Raw genomic sequence first — 1,130 nt, 5'->3', positions numbered from 1 at the left:
CACACCGGGCATCTCGCTAGACTCACCGCCATGACCAGGGGGACGAAGGAACACGGCAGCCGGAATGACTCCGCCGATACCGGTGCTGACATTGGCGTGCCGGGCTTCTGTGGTGTGTCGGGTCGCTGACGTTATGACCGCCGTCCACCGTATGGCTCCGGGCCTGACCGCGCTGATGCTCTCAGTCCTGGCGACCTGCCTCTGGCAGTACTCGGGACCCGACCACCCTTCACTGTTCACCGCCGCCCACACCGGATCCGCGGTCCTCTGCCTCCTCGTTCCGGTCGGCTTCGTGCTCGTCGGCCGGGCCACCGGCTGCCGGGCCGATCTGCTGAAGCTCGGCGGGGTCCTGCTCGCCCTCGCGTCGATCCCCATGATCACCGCCAACAGCATCTACCTGTTCTTCTTCGGCTCCGTCGAGGCCTCCTACGGCGACATCGGCGCCTTCGGCATCTTCATGCTCGGAACCGCAGCGCTTTTGACAACATCAGCGGCCTGCACTCTCGGGCTGCTCCTCGCCCAACCCACCACCAACCCCACGCCCGGTCCCACTGCTGGCACCACCACATAGCTACGGACACCCCTGCACCCACAGGAGGAATCAGCAATGTCGACAGCACCCGACCAAAGCCGTGCCCATCACGCCAGATCGGTCGCCACCGGTCTGGCGATCGGCGTCGGCCTGGCGATCGCCGGCTGGCGGGCCGTCGGGGCCGACCACATCGTCTTCGCGCTCAGCGTGCAGGGCGGCTTCCTGTTCATGGGCCTGCTGGTTGGACCCGCCCTCGTCGACATTGGCCGGTCCCGCTACCGGGTCCGCGCGTTCGAGCCGCGGCTCTACACGCTGCTCGGCGCGGAACTGCTCCGCCGCGTCCTGGACCTCGTGGGATGGAACCGGCTCATCCGACAGATGCGCCACTCGGAGACCAGATCCTCCGGACTGGCCAGATTCCTGCGCGGAGCCGAGCAGTCAGAGACAGCGCACCTTCTCGGCGCCGCCGCAACGATCCTCCTGGCGATGACGGCCGCGGTCACGGGCCATACCCATGGGTCCGGTCAGATACTGCTGATCGGGCTGATCCTGCACGCCTACCCAGTGATGATCCAACGCATCGTGCGCTACCGGATCA

The 1,130-nt window shown here is 67.0% G+C and carries 2 protein-coding genes; both read left to right on the top strand.

All coding sequences use genetic code 11. The features are described from left to right. Positions 1 to 133: 133 nt before the first annotated feature. Complete coding sequence (locus tag C4K88_RS16945; protein WP_146065750.1) at positions 134 to 571, top strand: hypothetical protein; 438 nt, start codon at positions 134 to 136, stop codon at positions 569 to 571. Positions 572 to 607: 36 nt separating this feature from the next. Further along, positions 608 to 1,130 (top strand): glycosyl-4,4'-diaponeurosporenoate acyltransferase CrtO family protein (locus tag C4K88_RS16940; RefSeq protein WP_146065749.1); only part of this gene is annotated, 523 nt, incomplete at its 3' end.

The sequence above is a fragment of the Arthrobacter pityocampae genome (genome assembly GCF_002927275.1).
Lineage (GTDB): Bacteria > Actinomycetota > Actinomycetes > Actinomycetales > Micrococcaceae > Arthrobacter_D > Arthrobacter_D pityocampae.
Note: the sequence above shows the minus strand (reverse complement) of the source record. Positions and strands in the feature narration are given on the sequence as shown.

What these genes read in the sequence shown, in the direction of transcription:
- C4K88_RS16945 (WP_146065750.1), top strand. Translation starts at nt 134, where the DNA reads ATGACCGCCGTCCACCGTATGGCTCCGGGCCTGACCGCGCTGATGCTC.